Origin of the sequence: Porticoccus sp. (genome assembly GCF_041592135.1) — a bacterium.
Taxonomy (GTDB): Bacteria; Pseudomonadota; Gammaproteobacteria; order Pseudomonadales; family Porticoccaceae; genus Porticoccus.
In genome coordinates, this window is sequence record NZ_JBFHQR010000126.1 from 1 (window position 1) to 7193 (window position 7193).

The 7193-nt window shown below is 58.1% G+C and carries 5 protein-coding genes; 1 reads left to right on the plus strand and 4 read right to left on the minus strand.

Going from position 1 to position 7193, the window contains the following annotated elements:
* Window positions 1-1820, plus strand: a 1820-nt coding sequence (locus tag ABY948_RS10240; protein ID WP_461482438.1) for a putative bifunctional diguanylate cyclase/phosphodiesterase, incomplete at its 5' end; no start/stop codon positions are given.
* Between the two features lie 229 nt (window positions 1821-2049).
* On the opposite strand, the gene ABY948_RS10245 is transcribed toward ABY948_RS10240, so the two are convergent.
* The 4 genes from ABY948_RS10245 to ABY948_RS10260 all read right to left on the minus strand — a co-directional run bounded on the left by ABY948_RS10245 (window position 2050) and on the right by ABY948_RS10260 (window position 6566).
* On the minus strand, window positions 2050-3003 hold the full coding sequence (locus ABY948_RS10245) for a lysophospholipid acyltransferase family protein (protein WP_461482439.1): 954 nt from the start codon (window positions 3001-3003) through the stop codon (window positions 2050-2052).
* A gap of 32 nt (window positions 3004-3035) precedes the next feature.
* On the minus strand, window positions 3036-3671 hold the full coding sequence (locus tag ABY948_RS10250) for a sterol desaturase family protein (RefSeq protein ID WP_461482440.1): 636 nt from the start codon (window positions 3669-3671) through the stop codon (window positions 3036-3038).
* A gap of 100 nt (window positions 3672-3771) precedes the next feature.
* A complete protein-coding gene (locus ABY948_RS10255; protein WP_461482442.1) occupies window positions 3772-4707 on the minus strand; it encodes an NAD-dependent epimerase/dehydratase family protein in 936 nt (311 codons plus the stop codon).
* A gap of 80 nt (window positions 4708-4787) precedes the next feature.
* Window positions 4788-6566 carry a fatty acyl-AMP ligase gene (locus ABY948_RS10260; RefSeq protein ID WP_461482441.1) on the minus strand — a complete coding sequence of 593 codons (1779 nt, stop codon included), beginning with the start codon at window positions 6564-6566 and terminating at the stop codon, window positions 4788-4790.
* Window positions 6567-7193 lie beyond the last annotated feature (627 nt).

A 7193-nucleotide genomic window follows, 5' to 3' on the forward strand; every position in this document is an offset into this window, starting at 1 on the left:
AGGAAGCGCTCCACCGCTTCCAGGTAGGCGTCCCGCAGCGTGCGCGGTTCCGCCACCAGGTCCGGGTAGGCCTCGAGTCCCTTGAAGAGCGTATTGCCCTCGAAGGGGAAGGTGAGCTCGGTCTCGTCGAGGACATGGAAGATGATGTACTGCTGCTGTTGAATGAACTGAAGCGCGGCGGTTACCTGCCCGTTCACACCCGCGTGGACAGGCCCGATGTCCTCAGTAAGCTCATTACACAGGAAGAGTGGGATATCATTTTCTGTGATTATTCCATGCCGAAAATGAACGGCGTACAGGCACTCAATATCGTGCGCCAGTTTAACCAGGAGGTTCCCTTTATTTTTGTTTCCGGCACCATTGGCGAGGACACCGCCGTGGAGACGATGCGCGCCGGGGCCCAGGACTACATCATCAAGGGCAACCTGAAACGGTTGGAACCGGCGGTCAGGCGGGAACTGGAAGAAGCCCGCAACAGGAAAGAGCGCCGCGCCGCCGAAAAGCGCCTGCACTTCCTGGTCAACTACGATTCCCTGACCCGGCTGCCCAACCGCCTGCAGTTCCTGAACCGGCTGGAGCAATACATTCTCAAGGCGCGGCAGTTGGGGCAAGCCATCGCGGTGGCCCACCTCGACCTGGATCATTTCAAGAAGGTCAACGACAGCCTGGGCTACGAGGCCGGCAATCTGCTGTTGGTGGACGTGGCCGGCAGACTGGGCCGCTGTGTCGGTGACAGCGGCATCGTGGCACGGCTCGCGGCGGATGAATTCGCCATCCTGATCCGGGAACCGGGCGACAGCAACGTCACCTCCGCCCGGATGCAGAACCTGCTGACCACCCTCGAGGAGCCCTTCGATATCCACGGCTGCACGCTGCACATCCAAGCCAGTCTCGGCGTCTCCCTGTTTCCCCAGGATGCCGAGCAGGCCGAACACCTGCTGCGCAATGCGGATATCGCCACCTACCGCGCCAAGGATGCAGGGGGCAAGTGCTATCTCTTTTATAACCAGGAAATGGCGGTGCAACTGGAGGAGCGGCTGGCCCTGGAGCAGGATATTCGCCAGGCCCTGGAAAAACAGGAATTCACCCTCCACTACCAGCCCCAGGTCAGCCTGAGCAGCGGCAAGATTACCGGTGTGGAGGCGCTGGTGCGCTGGAACCGTCCCCAGGGCATGGTCTCGCCGGATTGCTTCATCCCCCTGGCTGAGGAGACCGGCCTGATCGTACCACTCGGGGAATGGGTCCTGAAAACAGCCTGCGCCCAGGCCAGGCAATGGCGGGAGGTGGGCCTGCCGGAACTGTGCATGGCGGTGAACGTCTCGGCCCACCAGTTTCACCAGGTCAACCTGCTGGAACTGGTCATGCACACCCTCGAGGAATACGGGTTGCCCCCCTCGCTGCTGGAACTGGAAATCACGGAGAGCAGCATCATGCAGGATCCGGAACAGGCGCTGGAGACCCTGAAAAAATTGCAGGAGCACGGGGTAAAAGTTTCCCTGGATGATTTTGGCACCGGCTATTCCAGTCTCAGCTACCTGAAATATTTCAAGGTGGACACGCTCAAGATCGACCGCGCGTTTATCAAGGATATCCCCCAAGACCACAATGATGTCGCCATTACCGCCGCCGTCATCGCCATGGCCAACAAACTCAATATGAGGGTGGTGGCAGAAGGAATCGAAACCCCGGAGCAATACCAATTTCTGCAACGGGAAGGCTGCGACTGCGTCCAGGGTTATTTTCTGTGTCGGCCGATGTCCGCCGACCAGCTCGAACCGATTCTGCAACTGGGCTGCCTGCAAGACCCTGGGCAGTCATGACCCGCCAGGGGTAACCGCTGGCAATCGCCACTCACCCTGAAACAGCCCCCGGCGACTCTCACGACACCGGGGGAGCGGCTTTGATGGCGAAGTCGCGCAGCGACAGAACACCACGGGTTTACCCGTGGATGAATGCCGCGGGCAATTCTCATTACAAGGTGTTGAGATTTGCTTCGCCCCGTTGGGGACCGCAGCCAAATAGAACTGTTTAGCTGGGGGAATCCATTTTTCAACTTCCGGCGGGAGTTGGGTCCGCGGCCCGGGCAGTCTTGGGCCAGCGGCGCTTGAGGCACATCCACTGGGTGGGGTCTTCGCGGATCCACTGTTCAAACAGCAGATTGAGTTCGGCGGCCATCGCCAGCGCCTTGTCACCCCGGGACAGGCTCTCATCCCGTGCGTCTATTGGGGGGCAGACGGTGATGCGAAAACGGCCGTGGGGCAATCTTTCCGCCCTGACCGGCACCAGCTTGCAACCGCTGCTCAACGCCATTCTCGGCACCACGGTATTGGTCGGGGTCGGCACGCCGAAAAAGGGCACCAATTCGCCGGACTCGAGGCGCGTGTCCACGGCCAATCCAACCGAGTTGCCGTCATGCAACTCCTTGAGCAGCTGGCGAATGCCACCCTCGGCGGGCACCAGCCGGGTACGGAATGCCGCCCGGAGCTGGGCAAACAGCTTCCCCAGATAAGGGTTGGTTTCCTCGGCGTAGACCGTCGCTACCGGTATCCCGTAGTGGGCGCCCACCAGGTTGGTCAATTGCCACGCACCTATATGGGCGGCAACAAAAACCACCGGTTTTCCGGCAATAATCTCATCCAGTACCGGGTCCGCGACAAACTCGAGATAACTGTCCCGCTCTTGCCATATCCTGTCCATGGAAACCAGCTCACCGGCGGCACGGCCCAGGTTGCGAAAAATAGCCTTGACGGCCAGGTCCAGCTCTTTACCGGCCATCCCGGGCTGGACATACGCCAGGTTGGTACGGACTTTTGTCGCCTTTTGGGTAAAGGGCCCCAGTTGGGCAAACAACCAACCCAAAAAAGCCATGCATTGGCGGGGAGGAAGCAGGCGTACCAGGCTCAACATCGCCCGGAAAAACAATCCCTCAATCCACCAGCTGGCGCGCTGGAGAAAGGGGTAACGTTTAACCAGCTTTTTGGGGATCAGGTAATAGGCGGGCATAAGTCTTCAATACTGACCGTGGAGGCGTCAGCTCAATCCTCTTTTTTGCGGGGAGGGGGAGGCAGATTACCGGCGGTGGTGCCAAAGGCAAAATCCCACAGCGGTGAGCTGACGCCATAGCGCCCATCCTGCCCGGAAAAATGATGGAGCATGTGATAGCGCTTGAGGTAACGCAACACCCGGTTCCGCATGGGAAAGTGGTGAGTGGCGTAGTGGATATAGTCATAACAGAGGTAGCCAATGATGAAAAAGGCACCAAATGTTTCCAGATCCGCGCCGGAGAGAAACAGCGCAAACAGCAGCCACAAAAACGCCATTATCAGGATGGCACCCGCCGGCGGCATCACCAGGCGCGTCTTATCCTGCGGGTCGTCATGGTGTACGCCGTGAAACAGGAACACCAGGGATTTGCCCAACTTGCTGCCAGCTTCATAGTGAAACACAAACCGATGCAGTCCGTACTCCATGAATGTCCAGATCAAAAGCCCCGCACAGGCCATCTCGCCAAACTCCGCAAGCGGCATCTGGTAGACCGAAAAACTGCGCCAGATAAGCGCCAGGGCGATGGGCGTCCAAAGTACCAGGGGAATGATGGGGTGGACGTGCGTCAGGGATTCCAACAGGGGATTCTTGAACAGCCTTATCGAAGTGCTTTCAACGCGTTGCATAGGGTATGTTACCAATTATCAATCAGTGCCGTCAGGCTCACAAATTTGCTGTTGCTTGTTCCCGTTGCGGCTCAACGCCCCGTCAAACACAGAGCCCTCATCACGGCCCTCGGCCCCCGGCATGGGACATGGTCAATTCCAGCCCCTGCTGCAGTGCTACCTGTGGCCGCCAGCCGAGTGCCCGGCTGAGTTGTTCGCCGTTGCAAACCCAGTCCGGGTGTCGCAATTCTCTCAGTTTACCGGGTGTCAACATAGGCTGATAACGAAAAAGCGCCGAGGTCAGCAGGTTGCACCTGGCGACAGTGTCCAACAACCAGCCCGGCAGGCACAGCGATCTCACTTGCCGCTGAAAAACCGCCGCGGCAACTCCGATCATCTCGTTCCAACTGTAACCGGCGGAGGCTGCATCAGAGAGTGTGAACACCCCCCTTGGGACCTTTTCCGAATCCAGCCAGGCCAGCACCGCCGCCACCAGATCATCGATGTAGAGCAGTGACACGCGATTGTCCCTGTTGCCGGGGATCAGCGCCAACCCCCTGGACATCAACTGGAATACCGGCAACATTTCCCGATCCCCCGGACCATAGACCGCCGGCGGACGAAAGACTGTCAACCCGACCCCCGGGGGAGCCTTGAGGGCGATCTGTTCACCGAGAAATTTGCTGGCAGCATAATCGGAAAGGTCTGGCTCCCTTGAGGCCAGCGACGACATGAGGAGGACTTTCGGCTTGCTGTCTGCCCGACTCACCGCGGCAAGCAACTGCTCGACACCGGCGACATTGGCAGGATAAAAATCGTCCAGGGAGCGGCCGCGCACCGCACCCGCGCAGTGAATGACCGCAGCGCAACCCGCGAGCAGCTGTTCAAGGGCAGCACGGTCAGTGATAGAACCTTGTACCCACTGCACACCGGACTCAGGCAGCGCCTGTGCCCGGGAAGCAGTGCGCACCAGAACTTTCAGCTGGTGCCCTCGGGACAACAGCGCGCGGCAGATACTACTGCCGATGAATCCCGTGGCGCCGGTGACGGCGATCATTGCTGACAAAATAGCGATACTCTCAACTTGCCGATACCCGGGTATTACAGCATGGGTGGCGCGGGGACATTAACCCTTTGTCAGGCGCTGATGCGCAATGGTTTTTTTTCAAACGGATCAACCTGGTCATTGGCCGAGCCGACATTCAGGCTGGCCATAAACTCCAGCCGCGCTTTCGAACGGGATAATTTGCCCGACGAGGTGACCGGCAGGGAGTGAGGCGCTACCAGTTCGATACGGCAATCCAGACTCAGTTCCTCGCGGACCAGGCCGGTGAGACGGTGAACCAGCTCTTCGCACTTGGCTTCGTCAATTTCCCGACATTGCACCAATACCACACAGTGCTCTTCCCCATCCGGCTCTGCGGCAGAAAATGCCAACACGTCGCCGACCCTGACTTCCGGCTGGGTTTCACAGAGGTGCTCGATGTCCTGCGGCCAGATGTTGCGGCCGTGGATAATAATCAGATCCTTGATCCGTCCGGTAATAGTCAGGGTACCGCTGGAGAGGTAACCGAGGTCACCGGTGTTTAACCAGCCGTCCTCGCTCAGTGCGTGGCGGGTCTCCTCTGGCATACCAAAGTAGCCGGACATGACACTCGGGCCAGACAAATGGATCAGCCCGGTACTGTTCTCGCCAAGAACATTCCCTTCCTTATCGCGGACTTCGACTCTGTAGTCCGGGAGAGGAGCCCCACAGTTGACAAAATGGCGCCCGAGGCGCTCGTCACTTTCCTCGATCAGCACCACCTTGTGGTGATTGAGCAGTTGTTCATGGTCCACATAGTCGGTGGAATAGCCCGCGCCGAGGGGAGAGAAACTCACCCCCAGGGTGCATTCCGCCATGCCATAGCAGGCCAGGAACGCCTTCGGGTTAAAGCCCGCAGGTGCCAGGGCCTCGGCGAACAGATCCAGACTGCGGGTGCGGATCATCTCGGCGCCGATGCCCGCCACACGCCAGTTGCTGAGATCGTAATTATTCACTTCACCATTGCGCAGACGCCGCGCACAGAGGTCGTAGCCAAAGCAGGGACTGAAAGAAATCGTCGCACGGGTCTCGGTCAACAGGTTCAACCACTGCCGGGGACGCATGGCGAATTCAAGGGTATCCAGGTAATCCACCGAAAGTTGCGCGGCCACGGGCACAAACAGAAAACCGACCAGCCCCATATCGTGATAGAAGGGCAGCCAGGACATACAGCGGTCCTCCGGTTGCACCTTGACCCCGTGGGTGATGATCCCCGCCAGATTGCTCATGGCAGTGCGGTGCCTGATCATGACGCCTTTCGGGAAACGGGTACTGCCGGAGGTATATTGGAGATAGGCGATATCGTTGGGATCGATCAGTGGCAGTGACACATCCGCCGCCGCGGGCATCTCATCAAAGGTTTCCGGCTTGTCGACCATGCGAATGGGAAGCCCTTCCCCCGCCTCCGTGAGGAATGACAAATAGCCTTCAGAGGCAACGGCCAACTGGGCGTCGCAGGCCTTCAGCAGCCGGTGTAATTGCGACACGTAGGAGGTGTGGGCGCCGAGCTTAACGGCGGCGGGGAGCGGTACCGGCACCAGACCGGCGTATTGGCTGGCGAAGAAGAAACGCAGGAAGTGGGGAGCAGTCTCCGCCACCAAGGCAACCCGGTCCCCCTTCACAAACCCGAGTCCGATCAGTTTTTTTGCCAACGCGACCGCGTCATCACGCAGCTGGCGATAGCTCATCTGGCTATAAATTGAACCGCGTCCAGTGTAGAAATTGACACCGGTTTCACCCTGGGCGGCGTAGTCCAGGGCAGCGGGCAGCGAAGCGAAGTCAGCGGGGCGAAAAGGGAGCCTGTGGACGGTCGGGGTTGGTTCAAGCTGCACTAAGGGTTCCTCACCTTAATCACCGATTTTCGAGCCTACCGGGCATTCTATCTTCCGCTAAGAAAGTAGTGTATGTCGATTCATTGGGAGTAGACCAACAAATAACATCTAATCTCACCCCAATCAATCTGCCAAGTCGATATTTTATAGACCTGGCCGGGTTAGTGTCGAACACCGAATGCACATGAAATGGTAAATTGATGCAATCTTCACAAAAAATGGCTGACCGACAAAAAACTCACTGGAGTTCCGGCTATAAATCAACATCTTGGGGAAACTGCAGCAAGTCTAATCCCCGATACTTAAGAAAATCTTAAGGAAACCCTAAGTATCGACATAATGCCAGCAAGCTGCGCGGTCACTACAACCACGCCGCCCCCACAAAAGACTCGATATAAAAACCCAGTTAAATTACCACCTTATGACAATCAACGGATCTACCCTAAAGTCGTACAGGGAGGGTTGGTTGTAGGCTCAAAAACTGGGCTGTATACTCCTGGCGTTTTTAGCATCCGCCATTCCGGACGAGCGCTTATGGGACCTGATACCGATATCATCGTCACACCCGTACAGGGCCGGAGCGGCAAACGCGACTTTCTTCGCCTGCCAGGGGCAATCTATCGCAAC